16 protein-coding genes are annotated in these 15,946 nt (G+C 36.5%); 4 read left to right on the top strand and 12 right to left on the bottom strand.

The window, feature by feature from the left end:
• Window positions 1–39: 39 nt before the first annotated feature.
• From M2306_RS12645 to M2306_RS12635, 3 genes are all read left to right on the top strand, one after another.
• Window positions 40–978, top strand: coding sequence for a mevalonate kinase family protein (locus tag M2306_RS12645; RefSeq protein WP_259187689.1), 939 nt, complete (start codon window positions 40–42; stop codon window positions 976–978).
• A 55-nt stretch (window positions 979–1,033) separates the two neighbouring features.
• Window positions 1,034–1,957: a geranylgeranylglycerol-phosphate geranylgeranyltransferase gene (locus M2306_RS12640; RefSeq protein WP_259187690.1), complete on the top strand. Its 924-nt coding sequence runs from the start codon at window positions 1,034–1,036 to the stop codon at window positions 1,955–1,957.
• A gap of 70 nt (window positions 1,958–2,027) precedes the next feature.
• Window positions 2,028–2,963, top strand: a complete 936-nt coding sequence (locus tag M2306_RS12635) for a pseudouridine synthase (protein WP_181816753.1) — start codon at window positions 2,028–2,030, stop codon at window positions 2,961–2,963.
• A gap of 66 nt (window positions 2,964–3,029) precedes the next feature.
• On the opposite strand, the gene M2306_RS12630 is transcribed toward M2306_RS12635, so the two are convergent.
• The 4 genes from M2306_RS12630 to M2306_RS12615 all read right to left on the bottom strand — a co-directional run bounded on the left by M2306_RS12630 (window position 3,030) and on the right by M2306_RS12615 (window position 6,492).
• On the bottom strand, window positions 3,030–3,560 hold the full coding sequence (locus M2306_RS12630; RefSeq protein ID WP_002989604.1) for a YceI family protein: 531 nt from the start codon (window positions 3,558–3,560) through the stop codon (window positions 3,030–3,032).
• Between the two features lie 27 nt (window positions 3,561–3,587).
• Window positions 3,588–4,319 (bottom strand): pirin family protein, encoded by a 732-nt coding sequence (locus tag M2306_RS12625; protein ID WP_002989606.1) that lies wholly within the window; start codon window positions 4,317–4,319, stop codon window positions 3,588–3,590.
• 297 nt (window positions 4,320–4,616) lie between these two features.
• A complete protein-coding gene (locus tag M2306_RS12620) occupies window positions 4,617–5,195 on the bottom strand; it encodes a Crp/Fnr family transcriptional regulator (RefSeq protein WP_002989608.1) in 579 nt (192 codons plus the stop codon).
• A gap of 106 nt (window positions 5,196–5,301) precedes the next feature.
• Window positions 5,302–6,492, bottom strand: coding sequence for a pyridoxal phosphate-dependent aminotransferase (locus tag M2306_RS12615; RefSeq protein ID WP_002989614.1), 1,191 nt, complete (start codon window positions 6,490–6,492; stop codon window positions 5,302–5,304).
• 115 nt (window positions 6,493–6,607) lie between these two features.
• On the opposite strand from M2306_RS12615, the gene rsmG reads away from it, so the two are divergent.
• Window positions 6,608–7,237, top strand: a complete 630-nt coding sequence (rsmG, locus tag M2306_RS12610; RefSeq protein WP_259187691.1) for a 16S rRNA (guanine(527)-N(7))-methyltransferase RsmG — start codon at window positions 6,608–6,610, stop codon at window positions 7,235–7,237.
• A gap of 273 nt (window positions 7,238–7,510) precedes the next feature.
• Here the strand turns inward: rsmG and M2306_RS12605 are convergent, their stop codons facing one another.
• From M2306_RS12605 to map, 8 genes are all read right to left on the bottom strand, one after another.
• Complete coding sequence (locus M2306_RS12605) at window positions 7,511–8,383, bottom strand: universal stress protein (RefSeq protein WP_115092367.1); 873 nt, start codon at window positions 8,381–8,383, stop codon at window positions 7,511–7,513.
• A gap of 6 nt (window positions 8,384–8,389) precedes the next feature.
• Window positions 8,390–9,976: a trimethylamine transporter TmaT gene (gene tmaT, locus M2306_RS12600; RefSeq protein ID WP_115092368.1), complete on the bottom strand. Its 1,587-nt coding sequence runs from the start codon at window positions 9,974–9,976 to the stop codon at window positions 8,390–8,392.
• Between the two features lie 205 nt (window positions 9,977–10,181).
• On the bottom strand, window positions 10,182–11,807 hold the full coding sequence (gene pruA / locus M2306_RS12595) for an L-glutamate gamma-semialdehyde dehydrogenase (protein ID WP_002989628.1): 1,626 nt from the start codon (window positions 11,805–11,807) through the stop codon (window positions 10,182–10,184).
• 98 nt (window positions 11,808–11,905) lie between these two features.
• A complete protein-coding gene (apaG, locus tag M2306_RS12590) occupies window positions 11,906–12,292 on the bottom strand; it encodes a Co2+/Mg2+ efflux facilitator ApaG/CorD (RefSeq protein WP_002989631.1) in 387 nt (128 codons plus the stop codon).
• A gap of 20 nt (window positions 12,293–12,312) precedes the next feature.
• A complete protein-coding gene (locus M2306_RS12585) occupies window positions 12,313–13,557 on the bottom strand; it encodes a type IX secretion system plug protein (RefSeq protein ID WP_115092369.1) in 1,245 nt (414 codons plus the stop codon).
• Window positions 13,558–13,570: 13 nt separating this feature from the next.
• On the bottom strand, window positions 13,571–14,236 hold the full coding sequence (gene hxpB / locus M2306_RS12580; protein ID WP_259187692.1) for a hexitol phosphatase HxpB: 666 nt from the start codon (window positions 14,234–14,236) through the stop codon (window positions 13,571–13,573).
• Window positions 14,237–14,305: 69 nt separating this feature from the next.
• Window positions 14,306–15,076: a class I SAM-dependent methyltransferase gene (locus M2306_RS12575; protein WP_259187693.1), complete on the bottom strand. Its 771-nt coding sequence runs from the start codon at window positions 15,074–15,076 to the stop codon at window positions 14,306–14,308.
• A gap of 13 nt (window positions 15,077–15,089) precedes the next feature.
• Complete coding sequence (gene map / locus M2306_RS12570; protein ID WP_002989643.1) at window positions 15,090–15,908, bottom strand: type I methionyl aminopeptidase; 819 nt, start codon at window positions 15,906–15,908, stop codon at window positions 15,090–15,092.
• Between the last annotated feature and the right edge of the window lie 38 nt (window positions 15,909–15,946).

Raw genomic sequence — 15,946 nt, 5'->3', positions numbered from 1 at the left:
TTATACGTACCTTTGCAGGGTAAATTACTTTTATCAGCTATGAAAGGACCTTTATTTTATTCAAAGATTCTATTATTCGGAGAATATGGAATTATAAAAGACTCAAAAGGATTATCTATTCCTTATAATTTTTATAAGGGAGCCTTAAAAATGGAAGAGAACCTAGAGGGATTCGCTAAAAAATCAAACGAAAGCTTACGAAACTTCGCTGCGTATCTAGAAGATATGCAAGAGGCTGAGTCTGCTTTGGTACAATTTGATTTCGATCGCTTACAAGCAGAGATTGAAAATGGATTGTACTTTGATTCTAGTATTCCACAAGGATACGGTGTTGGTAGTAGTGGTGCCTTAGTTGCAGCTATCTACGATCAATATGCACTAGAAAAAATCACCGTTTTAGAGAATCTAAGCAAAGATAAATTACTGAAATTAAAAGGGATTTTTGGTAAAATGGAAGCATTCTTCCACGGAACAAGCTCAGGGTTAGATCCGTTGAACAGCTATTTGAGTTTACCAATCTTAATTAACTCCAAAGATAATATCGAACCAACCGGAATACCTTCTCAAAGTTTAGATGGAAAAGGGGCTGTGTTTTTAATCGATTCAGGAATTGTAGGTGAAACAGCACCTATGATTACGATTTTTATGGAAAAATTAAAAGAACAGGGATTCAGAAAAGTACTAAAAGAAGAGTTCATCAAGCATACGGATGCGTGTGTTGAAAACTTCTTAAAAGGAGATTTGAAAGCTTTGTTTAACAATACAAAAGAACTTTCATCTGTTGTATTCAATCACTTTAAACCTATGATTCCAGAACAGTTTCACAATGTGTGGCAAAAGGGAATCGAAACCAATGATTACTATTTGAAATTATGTGGTTCTGGTGGAGGTGGTTATATCTTAGGATTTACGCCAGATATTGACAAAGCAAAAGAAACGCTTAAAGATTACAAATTAGAAGTAGTATATCAATTTTAAGCAATAAATTATAGAGAATGTTATAACCTTTTTTAATCACAAGAAAAAAATAAATATGTTATCTAGGAAAAATAAAATCCTCTTAGCTAAAATATTCAGTCTGTTTTCTGTGGTGAGAGGTTATAACATTTTTGTTATTATTTTAGCCCAATATTTAGCTTCCATTTTTATCTTCGCTCCAGAAAAAAGAGCTTTAGATGTTATTTTAGATTGGCAGTTATTTCTTATTATATTGGCTTCAGCCTTAGCAATTGCTTCAGGCTATATCATCAACAATTTTTATGATGCAGAAAAAGATTTAATCAATCGCCCCAATAAATCAATGTTGGATCGCTTGGTGAGTCAAACAACAAAATTGAGAGTCTATTTCTTCCTCAATTTTCTATCTGTTTGTATTGTAATTCCTGTATCCATACACGGAGCTATTTTCTTTGCCATCTATATTTTTCTCTTGTGGTTTTATTCCCATAAGTTGAAAAAATACCCAATCATTGGTAATCTATTAGCCTCTTTATTGGCCATGTTGCCTTTCTTTGCTATTCTGATGTACTTTAGATCTTTTCATATTTCTATTTTTGTTCATGCCTTTTTCTTGTATTTGATTATTTTGATTCGAGAAATCATGAAAGATTTAGAAAATATCCGAGGAGACTTTGCGAATAACTACCAGACAATTCCGGTACGTTTTGGCGAACAAAAAGCAAAAGAAGTCATTACGGGTGTTTTTGTGTTAGCTTTGATTCCCATTTATTTCATGACCGTTCGCTTTGATGTCGGCTATATGATTTACTATTTCTATTTCAGTATTGTCATTTTGCTGTTCTTCTTGTTGAGATTATGGAAATCGCACACCACGCAAGAGTATCACCAATTGCATTTCTTACTTAAGCTTTTGATTCTCTTAGGGGTCTTATCTATTGTGTTAATTAAACCCGATGTTTTGGCAAGTGGGAAGTATCTTTTAGAGGAGACTTTATAATAAAAAGCTATATTTTTTCGTATTTTGAAATAAAAGACGGAGTTTGTCTATCTTTGCAAAAATATTTAATATGAATAACGGTAAATCAGGTTCTAGAAAACCCCAATCTAATCGCAGTGGAAAACCAAAAGCTGGAGGGCCAAAAGCTGGTAAATCTAAAGCTGGAGGATCAAAAGTTGGAGGTGCAAAACCTTTCCAAAAGCGAGCTAGTCAAGGACAAGGAGCACAAAAACCTAATCCTTCTGCTAGAACATTCGATAAAAAACCAAAAGTAGTAGCTACTCCAAAAGAAGATAATGGAGTAATGCGCTTAAACAAGTATATTAGTAATTCTGGAGTATGTTCTAGAAGAGACGCAGATTTATATATTACTTCGGGTAACGTAAAAGTGAACGGAGAAGTAGTAACGGAATTAGGATACAAAGTAAATATAACAGATGTCGTAAACTTTGACGGTATGGTATTAGTACCAGAGAAAAAGGTATACATCTTGTTAAATAAGCCAAAAGGATTCTCTACAATCAATGAAGATGTTATTAGTCAAGAGAATGTATTGAGCTTGATTAAAAATGCAACTAAGTCAGCAGTAGCACCTGTAGGACGTATGGATAAAAGTACATTGGGACTGATGATTTTTACCAATGATACTAATTTAATTCAAAAGTTAAGTTCACCAGAACAACGTTCTTCAAAAATGTACCAAGTTTCGTTAGATCGAAATTTAAAATACGAAGATTTAGAACGCGTACAAAAGGGAATCTACATTGACGAAAAGCGTGTATTTGTTGAAGATGTTGCTTATGTTGAGAATCAACCGAAGACTGAAATTGGAATCAAATTAAAAGCATCGAACGTAAAATTAGTACGTGCTTTATTTGAATCAATGGATTATAATGTATTAAAAGTAGATCGCGTGATGTACGGAAATATCACCAAGTGGAATCTACCAAGAGGAAGCTGGAGATTTTTAACGGACGATGAAGTTCGCAGTTTACAACAAGGATAAAAAAAAGCTCAACCGAAAAGGTTGAGCTTTTTTTATATTTTACTATATCCAGTTAACGGTCAGCTATTAAGCTAAAACAAACTGAGTTTCGATGTCGAAGTTTACTTCTTCGCTTACCAATAAACCACCTGTTTCTAGTGTGGTGTTCCAGTTTAAATTCCAGTCTTTTCTATTCACTTTACCATTTAGGGCTAGAGCAATTTTAGCATTTCCCCATGGATCTTGAATAATACCGCTGTATTCTGCATTTAATTTTACAGGTTTACTTACACCGTGCATGGTTAAAGTACCTTCTACTACATAATGAGCTTCTCCTTTTTTCTCAATTTTAGTTGAGGTAAAAGTTACAGTAGGGTATTGTTCTGCATCAAAGAAATCCGCACTTTTTAAGTGATTATCACGGTCTGCGTTGTTTGTATCAATTGAAGCAATTTGCGTTTCAAATTGTAGGGTACTTTCTTCCAGATTATCATTTACTAAGTTGATTGTTGCTTGATAATCAGTGAAGTTTCCTCTTACATTGGTAAACATCATGTGTTTAATTTTAAATCCAATTGAAGAGTGTGTTTTGTCAATGTTCCAAATTTTAGTTTCCATTTTGTTTATTTTTTTTACTGTTAGTAATTATTGTAAGTAACTAGGTAATTCCATAGGAATTTCCATTAATAAAAGCTGTGCATCTGCTGTTGCTTGTACTTGAAGTGAATCAATATCCCAAATGCCGATGGCATCTCTGCGATCCAGTGTTTGGTTGTTTACGGTGATGCTACCTTCTAATACAAAGAGATAAATTCCGTTGGTTTTATCTTTCAGCTCGTAGTTTAGTGTTTTATTTTGATCTAAGTTGGCTAAATGAAACCACGCATTTTGGTGAATCCATGCACCAGCATCGTCAGGATTAGGTGATAAAATTTGATCCCAATTGTTGTGGCGTTTAGTAACATCCAATGGCAATTGTTGGTAGCGTGGTGTTACATGCAGCTTATTGGGAAATACCCAGATTTGCAAGAACTCACTAGCTTCTGTTTCACTAGGGTTGAATTCGCTGTGTTGTACACCTGTACCAGCACTCATCACTTGAATCTCATTAACGTGAATGGTTTCGCCGTGGCCCATGCTGTCTTTATGCGCTAAACTTCCTTTCAATGGAATTGAGATAATCTCCATGTTTTCATGTGGATGCGTCCCAAACCCCATACCTGGTGCTACATAATCATCATTGAGTACGCGTAAAACACCAAAGTGTACACGATCATCGTTTCTGTAGTTAGCAAAGCTGAAGGTGTGGTTTGATTTTAACCAACCATGGTCAGCATATCCTCTTGTGTCAGATTTGTAAAAAATAAAATTTTCCATAGTTGTATCGATTTTGTTATACAAAGATACAGATAGTCAATGGTTTAGTTGCTTAATGTAGGTTAAGAAATTACGTAATGGTAATTGGAGAGGGGAAAGAAGAAAGGGGAAAAGGGTGAAATACGTAGGGGCAAATGGCAATTTGCCCATTACCCTGAATGGTATTTGGAAAAGGGAAAGAAGAAGAGGATGAAATACGCACGTAGGGGCAAATGGCAATTTGCCCGTTACCCTGAAAATAATCGGAAAAAGGGAAATGCACACGTCCTGTGTCAACAGTAAACCGTCAACCAATATTTACTTCGCCGTAAGCATGCGTTTTTTCAATTTACTGAAAAACTCAGGAGTAATGCCTAAATAAGACGCAATTTGTTTTTGTGGTAAACAGTGTTTAATATCAGGGAAACGTTCGCAAAAACGCTCATAACGCTCTTCAGCGGTTAGCGAAAGGTTATCCATCAAGCGTTGTTGATTCGCAATTAGGGATCGTTCAATCAGAATGCGGAAATAACGCTCCATTTTTGGAACTTGGTCAAAGAGGTTGAGCTGTTGCTCGCGAGTCATGGTTAGTACCATGGCGTCTTCTACTACCTCGATATAAGAATTGCCTGGCTTTTGAGATAGGAAGCTGTACATATCAGCTATCCACCATCCATTTGTTGCAAAACTAACGGTATGCTCAACAATCTGATCATCTACAAAATAGTTTCTCAAAATTCCCGAGATTACAAAAGTTGAATTATAACAGATTTCACCCTCTACCAGGAGTTTTTCTTTTGCACTATAACGATGAGATTCGAAAGAATCCAATACGATTTTTTGCTCTACTTCTGTCAAGGTTACATGCTTCGCAATGCTTTCTAATAATATATCCACAGCAATTCGTTTATCTTATAAAAATACGTTTTTTATTTTAGAATACATAAAAAAAAGCGCCCAATACCGTTGTGTTGGGCGCTTTTATATTCGATTATGGGGTAGCTTATTGTAAAGCTTCTTTCATTCGTTTTAAAGCTTCTGTCAATTGATCTTCGCTTGTTGCGTAAGAAAGGCGGATACAATTTGGATTTCCAAAGGCATCTCCTGTAACTGTCGCCACATAAGCTTTATCCAATAAATACATTGATAAATCATTAGCATTGTTGATGGTTACTCCTTGCAAGGTTTTACCAAAGAAAGAAGATACATCTGGGAATAAATAGAACGCACCATCAGGTACATTTACTTTTACTCCTGGAATTTCTCTCAACAAGTTTACAACAAGGTCTCTTCGGTTTTTGAAGGCATGTACCATGTCTTTTAAAACACTTGGATCAGCATTAACAGCTGTGATTGTTGCACGTTGTGCAATTGTATTCGCTCCAGAGGTTACTTGTCCTTGCATTTTTGCACAAGCTTTTGCGATAAATTCAGGAGCACCAATATATCCAATACGGTATCCTGTCATAGCAAACGCTTTTGAAATTCCGTTTACAGTAATCGTACGGTCAAGTAAATTGCCAATTGAACCAATACTGCAGTAAGCGCTACCGAAGTTAATGTGTTCGTAGATTTCATCCGAAAGGATGTAAATAGAAGGGTATTTCTCCAATACAGCTGCAATAGCTTCTAATTCTGTTTTGCTGTAAACAGATCCACTTGGATTACAAGGAGAACTAAACCATACCATTTTGGTTTTTGGGGTAATGGCATCCTCTAATTGCTGTGCTGTGATTTTGAAATCAGTATCGATCGTCGTAGATACTTCTACTGGAATACCTTCTGCAATTTTTACGATTTCAGCATAACTCACCCAAAAAGGAGCAGGAATGATTACTTCATCTCCAGGGTTAATCATCGCTTGAGCTACATTGAATAAAGCTTGTTTAGCTCCTGTAGATACAACGATTTGGTTTGCTGTATAGTGTAAGTTATTATCTCTTTTGAATTTATTGCTAATCGCCTGTCTTAGCTCTAAATATCCTTCAACAGGTGGATATTTACTATAGTTATCTTTGATTGCTTGAATAGCTGCTTCTTTGATAAAGTCAGGTGTATTAAAATCTGGTTCACCAAGACTCAAGCTGATAATGTCTATTCCTTGTTCTTTTAGCTCGCGAGCTTTTGCTGCCATCGCTAAAGTCTGTGAAGTTGTAAGATTGTTGATTCTATCTGATAGAACTTGAGTTTCCATAGGTATTAAATACATTTAAATAGTATCAACCAAAGGTAAGTATAATAAATCTATATTATAGTTAAGAGGGGCTTATTTACCGAGAAAAAAGGCTATTTTTGTCAAAACTTTTGAAATGGAAGAAATTTTAAAATATTTCCCTAATCTTACCCCTGTACAAATCTCGCAATTTGAACAATTGGAAGTTGTGTACCAGGAGTGGAATGCAAAAATTAACGTTATTTCTAGAAAAGATATACACGAATTATATGTAAAGCATGTCTTGCATTCGTTGGGAATTGCCAAGGTAATGGAATTTGTTCCCGGTAGTAGTGTAATGGATGTTGGAACAGGAGGAGGATTTCCTGGAATTCCATTGGCTATTATGTTTCCAGAAACAAAATTCTACTTGATTGATATCATTGCAAAAAAGATACGTGTCGTTAATGAAGTTATCCAAGCATTAGGGTTAACCAATGTCGTTGCAGAACAAAAAAGAGCCGAAACAGTAGAGGAGAAGTTCGATTTTATTGTGAGTCGTGCTGTAACCAATATGCCTGATTTTGTGAAGTGGATTCGCCATAAAACGAAAAAGGAAAATCACCATGAATTTGAAAATGGAATCCTATACTTGAAAGGTGGGGATTTGACAGAAGAATTACAAGACTTCCCAAAAGCCGTTCAGTTTGATTTGAGTAATATCTTTGATGATGAATTCTTTGAAACGAAAAAAGTAGTGTATTTGCCGTTGAAATATAAAGGGTAAATGGGTTATGAGATGAATGGATGAGCATCTAAAATTACTACAAAAATCAAACCTATAAGATAAAAACAGTATCATATAAAAAAAGGATGAATTGCAACTGCAATTCATCCTTTTTTTTTAATCATAATTATTTTTCACAAGGAGATTCAAGATAATAGGTCCGTATGAGATTTCAGATCATCCCCATTTATCTCACGGGGTTATCTTTATTTTAGTATTCGATGAATGAATCCCATAACCTCATAACCCATACCCATACCTCCTCTCCAATAGTTAACGAAGTGGTTTCACAAACAGCAAACACGTATCTGTAGGTCGATGGAGCACGTGATTGGCTACACTTCCCAAGATAATATCTTTGATACCTGCTGAACCTTTAACTCCTAGGATCATAAGGTCTGCCTTTTTTGTTTTGGCATATTGTATTAAGGCAGCAGCGACATTTTGATTTTTTGCAGGAACGATGTCAATATCGGTGTATTGCGCATATTGTTTGTTCCATTTTCCTTCTTTCTCTTTGATATCCTCGAGTGATATTTTATCAAGTTCTTTATCCGTCATCATAGGTAAATAGCTCCAGTATGATTTAGAGATATGTACTGCGGAGTGCTTAATGCGCTGTCCTTTGGAATTGTTTTTAAAACGATCTGCCCATAGCATAATCGCATTGGTATAGCGAGAGAAATCAATAGCATCAATTACCGTCTCAATGGGAATATGGAATGTTTCTGGTACAAGAAGTGTAGCAGAAGGTAAAAGGCGAACTAATTTATTGGCTAATGCACCGTTACCCGTTAACTGTTGTTTATTCCCCAAGACAAGTAAATCGTAGTTTTTCTGCTTTGAAATACTAGCAAAAGCAATTTCAGAATAGTTTTCTACGGTGATAATAATTTCGTACTTATAGGTAATTTCTGTTGCGCTGATTTGTTCTTCTACACGTTTGGTGATTCTTTTTTGAATCAATGCCAATTGATCTTTTTGAATCAGTTCTTTGGGTAGTTCACCTAATTTTAAATTGTGAATAAAGGTGATTTGTTCTACGTTTAGAATATGGTCGAGTATTTTGGCATATTGAATCAAGTAATGATCCATCTCAGAGAGATCTAAACCAACTAATATATTGAGTGCTTTGTTTGTTTCCATGATGCGTTATTTTTGCTGTTCTTCGATTAAATCAGAGATAATATCCTTGTAACTCTTTTCTTGTTTCGACTTCAATTGTTTGGCTTTTTTATTCAGTTCATCTTGTAGTCCTTTTTGCAAGCTGTAACACATCAATAGCAGGATAACTGCAAACGGAAGTCCGGTTATAATTACAGCGGTTTGCAAGGCATCTAAACCACCACCCCACAACAAGACAATGGCAATAAACCCTTGTAAAAAGGACCAGAATACACGTTGCCAAACGGGCGAATCTCCTTCACTACCAGATGTAATATTATCGATGACAAGAGATCCCGAATCCGAAGACGTAATAAAGAACGAAAAAATTAGAATAATGGCTACAATAGACAGGAAGTTCGTGAATGGAAAGTTTTCTAAGAAAACGAAGAGTGCCGTTGAAATATCTTCTTTCACAGCAAGTACCATTGTCATATCACCCTCTAGAATGGTGTGTAAGGCACTTCCGCCAAAAACATTCATCCAAAGTAAGGTAATCAACCCCGGTACGATTAAAACCCCTAATACGAATTCTTTAATTGTTCGTCCTTTTGAAATTCGGGCAATAAAGCTACCCACAAAAGGAGACCAAGCAATCCACCAAGCCCAGTAGAATATCGTCCAGACATTTTGCCAACCCGATCCTTTATAGGTATCATTCCACGTACTAATATCAATGAAGTTTGCCAAGTATGCTCCTGTGTTTTGCACATACCCTTTTAGAATAAATAAGGTAGGCCCTAAAACGAAAATCAGAATCATAAAACCAGAAGCCATATACATATTGACATTACTCAATAGTTTGACTCCCTTATCCAATCCGGAGAAAACAGAGATGGTTGCAACACTAATTACACCAATAATAATCCCTGCTTGCATTAAGGGAGAAATCTCCCAGCCGTACAGGTATTCAAGTCCCGCTGTGATTTGAGTTACCCCCAATCCCAACGAAGTAGACAAACCAAATACGGTAGCTAAGGTGGATAAAATATCAATGGTATGTCCCCACCAACCGTGAATCTTTTCCTTTAAAAAAGGATATAGTAAAGAACGGAAGGTCATGGGTAATTTTTTATTGAAGCTGAAAAAGGCTAGAGCCAGTCCAACAATGGCATAAATAGCCCAAGCGTGTAATCCCCAGTGTAAACTAGTAAATTCCATCGCCTGAATAGCCGAATCAATATCGCTATCCGCAGGTCGAGGAGGATTAAAGAAGTGGGATACAGGCTCTCCAATACTAAAGAACATGATTCCGATTCCCATTCCCGTACTAAAGAGCATGGCAAACCAAGAAGGTTTGGAGAATTCAGGTTCTGCATCATCACCCCCTAAACGGATATTTCCATATTTACCAAAGGCTAAAAAGAGGGCAAAAATGAGGATGATATTGACGGTAAGAATGAAGAACCAACCAAAATTTTCTGTTACTGCTAATTGTCCTACGTGAAACCAATCACCTACTTTGCTAGGGAAGAGGAGACAGACGGCAATAAGTAAAATGATTAGAAAAATGGAGGTGGTAAAAACAGGTGGATTAATCACCAGTTGTCTTTTGTCTAGTAATTTTTTAAACATGAGTTATATACTATTTGTTAATAATTATAACCCAGTACTTTAGAAATAAAATAAGGATCTTTTTCTACTGAAAAAGAATAAAAGCAAAATATAAAAGTAATTTTTACTTAATCGTTTGGTCTAAAAAGAGGAAACGATCCCAATAAAAAGCACTGAATTGTGAATGAAAAAAGGCGGTCTTTTGAAACCGCCTTTTAGTATGTTCTTATCCTAAGAAAGGATATTTGTAATCTTTTGCAGGAACAAAGGTTTCTTTAATTGTTCTTGGCGATACCCAACGCAATAAGTTCAAGATAGAACCTGCTTTGTCATTTGTACCAGAAGCTCTCGCTCCACCAAATGGTTGTTGACCTACAACAGCTCCTGTTGGTTTGTCATTGATGTAGAAGTTACCAGCAGAGTTTACTAACGCTTCAGTAGCTTCTGCAATAGCATAACGACATTGAGAGAAGATAGCTCCAGTTAAGGCATAAGCTGAAGTCTCATCTACTAATTTCAATGTTTCAGTCCATTTTGCATCCTCGTATACGTAAATAGTTAAAACAGGACCGAATAATTCTGTTTCCATTGTATCGTATTTTGGATTTGAAGTTAAGATAACTGTTGGCTCAACAAAGTACCCTACAGATTTATCGTATTTTCCTCCTAATACTACTTCTGCATCTGTAGCCGCTTTTGCTGCTTCGATTGCTTTCGCTAATTTGTCGAAAGAACTTTCAGAAATTACAGATGATACGAAGTTTGAAGGATCTTCAGGCGTACCCATTTTGATTGTTGCTAAATCAGCAGCCATGAAATCTTTTACTTGTGGCCATAATGAAGCAGGAATATATGCTCTTGAAGCTGCAGAACATTTTTGTCCTTGGTATTCGAAAGCTCCTCTTGTTAAAGCAACAGCAACTTCTTTTGGACAAGAAGATGGATGTGCTAACACATAATCTTTTCCTCCTGTTTCCCCAACAATTCTAGGGTATGTTTTATAGTTGTTGATGTTTTGTCCGATTTTTGTCCACATGCTATTGAAAACACCAGTTGATCCTGTAAAGTGGATACCAGCGAAGTCAGGGCTAGCTAAAAGTGTATCTGTAATCATAGCAGAATCACCGTATACTACGTTGATTACACCGTCAGGTAAACCTGCTAATTTGAATACTTCAACAATTACTCTTGCAGAGTAAATTTGTGTAGCAGATGGTTTCCAAACAACCACGTTCCCCATCATGGCAACTGAAGACGGTAAGTTTCCAGAAATTGCAGTAAAGTTAAATGGAGTAATAGCGTATACGAAACCTTCTAATGGTCTGTGCTCTAATCTATTCCAAACTCCATCAACTGATAGCGGTTGTTCTGAATAAATTTGAGACATATATTCAACGTTGAATCTCAAGAAGTCGATGAACTCACAAGCTGCATCAATCTCTGCTTGGTGTAACGTTTTTGCTTGAGCAATCATCGTTGCGGCATTGATTTTAGCACGGTAAGGACCTGCTAATAATTCAGCTGCTTTTAAGAAAATTGCTGCTCTGTGTTCCCATGGCATTGCTGCCCATTTTGTTTTTGCTTCTAAAGCAGTAGCGATTGCTTTTTCAACTAATGCTTTGTCTGCTTGGTGATAAACACCTAATTTATGTTTGTGATCAAAAGGTGGGAATAAATCTTTTGTATTTCCAGTTCTGATTTCTTCTCCACCAATAAATAATGGAATATCAACTAATTGGCTATATTGCTCTTTGAAAGAGTTCAAAGTCAATTCTCTCTCTTGCGTCCCAGGCGCGTATGATTTTACAGGCTCATTAATAGCACTCGGAACTTTGTAGAATCCTTTTGACATAATGTACTTTTTTTCGGGTTTATTAAAATATATAACTACAAAGGTAATTAATTTTACTCGAATTACAGGTTATTACACACTAGTTTAACTTAAAGCGTCTAATTTAAAATAAAGGGCGCTACGAGTTTAAAGAAGGGAATTTCAACCGTAATCATTTCTTGATTTTCTGTGCGAATGACGTTGTAATATCCATGCATCGCTCCAGAAGTAGAGGTCAATACACAACCACTGCTATAGGTGTAGGTTTCATTGGGTAAAATAAGGGGTTGCTCCCCTACAACACCCAATCCTTCTACAATTTCTTTGGCATTGAGTGAATCGTAAATTTCCCAATGACGCGAGTGGATCTGAATCGTAGAATCGCTCTGGTTTTCGATGGTAATTTCATAACTAAAAGCAAATTGCATGCTATTACTTCGTTGAAAAAAACCTTCATACAGTGTTTCTACTGTTACATTTACTCCTTTGGTTTGTTTTGATACCATAATGCTGTTCCTTTTTATTTTTAGTACGTAATCTGTTCTGCATTTGCTTCTGCAAAACCGATAACACGATCATATAAATCAGTATTTCCTTTATAATATACTAAAACTTGATATTTATTTGTGGTCAAAGCGTGATTCCCGTCTGGGTTGTGCTCGGTGCTAACCTTACCTTTTACAACGGCTGTAATGTTGTAATTGGTGAATCCTTGTTTGATGAGAATGGCTTTCTCAAAACGATCCGTTTCTGGATTGTAGGTCAACTGATGCTCTGAGGTTAATTCATAATTGTTGAACATTCCCGTAACAAAATACACCTCGTTTTTATCCTCAGCTACAGGTTGAAAGGTGAAATATACCCAGCTGTATTCTGCTTCAATTGCCGCCTTTTTTCCATAGATATTGCGCACTCTAAACGAGCCATTGATATCGGGATAGTAAGAATATTTCTTGTCCAACCATCCTGTAATCGGATAAAGTGTCGTTTTATACATGTCATTTTCCTTCCCATTGAAGTAAATCATGTTGTTGGCTTGTTTTAAATCACTATTGTCAAAATAGCGGAATTGGTTACCTCCCCAAAAACTAGTCTCCTTGTCGTATTTGTAAATCAAATCTGTACCAATGGTATATTGAGGGGGAACTTTGGTAATATATGAATCCCAACGACCATTTTGGAACAACGCTACTTTGATATTCGCTGTTGGATTTTGATACGTTTGATCCCCTAATTTAATGGTCAGTTCTAAAGATTGTTTCGTATCGATATAGGTTAAATCTCTTGCTCTTTTTACTTGTGCTCCCACACCAACTGTATTTTCATACAAGACAAATTTACGTCGGATGACTACTTGATTATCTTCATCGTAAATCTCTAAGATGTAGTTACCGCTTTTGGTAATGCGATACATGGAGTTAGGGATGGTCAACTTGTAATGCGTGTACATCTGCAACGTATTGAATGAAGTGTTGTACTGCTGGATGCGTTGATTGTCCATTCCCTTGATATATTCAATCGGTCTCAATTGAGAAGGGGTCCAATCGTAATTATAAGCCTGAACACGGTAGTAGTAATTTCCTTCATCTCCATACAAATCGTCAAATTCGAGTGCAAAACTCTCATTTAAGGGAAAGAAAGGAGTGACAGCTTGATCATTATTCATGAAAGCAGCCATTTTGATGTAGTTGGCAGTATAATCCTGTGTTGACTGTGCTTGAGTAAGCAACGTGCAAAAAAAGAAAATAAAAAGCCATTTTACGTTCAACATGAGCGATGATCTATTAAGGGGTTACGTAATTTAAAGCTAAGAAATTTTCTTCAAATTCCTCTAAATTAAATAGCTTTCTATCTGCTAAATTAAATTTAGGGTCATCGTAAAACTCCAATTCAGGAACCACAAAGACGGTCATTCCTGCATTTTTACCTGCTGTAGCTCCTGTAAAAGAATCCTCAACAACAAGGCAATGCTCTGGTTGACTGTTTAGATTTTGTGCGGCTTGTAGATACACATCAGGAGCGGGTTTGCCCTGAGGAACATCCAATGCAGATACCGTCGTTTGAAAAAAGGAATGAATATCCAATCGCGTTAAAACAGTTTGGATCAATGAAGGCGTAGAGTTTGTCGCTAAACCAATTTTAATCCCTTGGGCTTGTAAAAAGGTTAAGGTGGCTAAAACTCCTCTTTTGATTTCTCCTTCTTGGCGAACTAGTTCATCTACTCGGTCAATAACGGCTTGTTCTACTTCTTCGAGTGAATGGCTAGTCCAAGGAAATAAACGATACCAAAGTTCAGTTACTGCTCTTGTGGTTTGTCCAGTGGTTTGATGGGCTATTGCTTCACTCCATTGACAACCAACTGCAGTAAAAACTTCTCTTTCTGCTTGTTGCCAAAATTTTTCAGAATCAATTAAAACGCCATCCATATCAAAAAGTACGGTCGTAATCATAGTTAAAATACGTAAACGAATAATAGTTGTACGAATATACGGAAAAGCGATAGAATGAGAAAGGAAGGTTTACAGTGGTTTGAAACAAACTGGGATTATTTCTCCCGCTGCTAAACAATATTTTTCCACTTCGGCTGGGGTAAGTCGATGGGTGTAATCCTCTTCAATAACCGTAAAACCAATTTGACGCAGTTTATCAAAATAATCTGTTCCATAAACGCGAACGTGATCGTATTGACCAAACAGCAAGGTGCGCTCTTTGGGGTCTGTGATACTGTCATCTTGAAAAGTAGTTGCTCTATTCAAGTCTTGAGGGACTTGAAAAATGCCCATACCGCCAGGTTTTAGGATGCGATATAATTCTTGCATGGCTTTGGTATCATCGGGAATGTGTTCCAATACGTGATTACACAAGATTATATCAAATGAATGATCCGCAAAAGGTAAGTGACAGATATCTGCTTTGACATCTGCTAAAGGCGACTCTAAATCTGTCGTAGTATACGTTAAATTGGCCTGTTTTTTAAAGCGCTTATAAAAGGCTTGTTCAGGGGCAAAGTGCAAGACCTGATGTGGAGCCGTGAAAAAATCGGTTTCTCTTTGTAAGTACAGCCATAACAAACGATGCCTTTCTAAAGACAATGTGCTTGGAGAAAGTACGTTGTTTCGCTGTTTGGCATAGCCATAAGGTAAAAAACTTTTAAAACTTTTGCCATCAATAGGATCTGTATAGCGATCACCTTTGAGGTACCAGGCAAAAATAGGTCGAACAAGATAACTCAACCGAATTAAAATCGGTCGAGGTATAATGTTCAGTATTGTTTTGAAAAGTTTCTTCATTAGTGGAAGTGAATTATAAAACTAAAGGATTAGCTCTAAACTCATCTTCTTCATTGCTTTGGATTCCCAAGGCTTGGTAAATGTATTGGAACGTAGATAACAATTCTGGTTTACCATTCACTAAAGCCACATCGTGCTCAAAGTGTGCAGATGGTTTTCCATCACGCGTAACGATAGTCCATCCGTCATTCAGTTGTTTGATGTTTCTTGTTCCTAAGTTAATCATAGGTTCAATCGCAACAACCATACCTTCAACGAATTTCTTTCCTCTTCCTGGTTTACCGTAATTTGGCATCTCAGGAGCTTCGTGCATTTTTGTTCCTAGTCCGTGACCTACTAATTCACGTACTACCGTATAGCCTTCTTTTTCGCAATAACGCTGAATAGCACTTCCTACATCTTCTACGCGGTTACCCAATTTGAATTCGCGAATCCCAACGTAAAGCGATTCTTTGGTGATTTGCAATAAACGCTTTGTTTCAGGTGCAACTTCACCTACTTCAAAGGTATAGGCATGGTCACCATAATATCCATTCATAACTGTTCCACAGTCAATCGATACGATATCACCTTCTATAATGGGTTTATCTGTTGGTAGTCCATGTACAATTTGCTCGTTTACACTAGTCAAAATAGTAGAAGGACATCCATATAATCCTTTGAATCCCGGTACTGCACCGTGATCTCTGATAAATTCTTCTGCTTTTTTATCTAATTCTAAAGTCGTTACTCCTGGCTTTAGCTCTGTTGCAAGCATCCCTAATGTTTTAGAAACTAAAAGGGCACTTTGTCTCATCAACTCAATTTGTTCTAGAGTTTTTGGAATGATCATACTTTATTGATTTAAGAACTACAAAATTACGGTATTCC

Origin of the sequence: Myroides gitamensis, assembly GCF_029894455.1 — a bacterium.
GTDB lineage: Bacteria > Bacteroidota > Bacteroidia > Flavobacteriales > Flavobacteriaceae > Flavobacterium > Flavobacterium odoratum.
Note: the sequence above shows the minus strand (reverse complement) of the source record. Positions and strands in the feature narration are given on the sequence as shown.